The organism is Helicobacter sp. T3_23-1059 (assembly GCF_053654515.1).
Genome location: NZ_JBSIUV010000260.1, coordinates 1 through 332, shown reverse-complemented (window position 1 = coordinate 332; position 332 = coordinate 1). Strand labels below are relative to the sequence as shown.

Sequence of the window (332 nt, the reverse complement as noted above, 5' to 3'; positions counted from 1 at the left end):
ACCACAGAAGTTTTCGATTCCATTTATATAATTTTTGCCTTTTGCAAACTCATTTTTTGAGTGTTTGACACGATAATGTGCCTTTGCCACTTTTGCTTGTAGTTGCAAGCAAAGCGAAGAAAAAATCTACTAATCCATCATACGCTCCCCAATAATCACTATAAAATTCTGTCTCATTTATATCGCTTAAATCCCTTATTATATGCAAAAGCTCATCTGCGGAGCAATGTTTTACAATTTGAGTATAAACACAATTATTTCGCTTTAGCATACCTTTTGCTTGCAGTTGTAAGCAAAGCAAAAACACAGAAGTTTTTTTGCCAGCTACACGC

The 332-nt window shown here is 34.6% G+C and carries 1 pseudogene; it reads right to left on the bottom strand.

Going from position 1 to position 332, the window contains the following annotated elements:
• A pseudogene (locus ACWIX0_RS14330) lies at window positions 1-332 on the bottom strand (hypothetical protein); the annotation flags it as partial.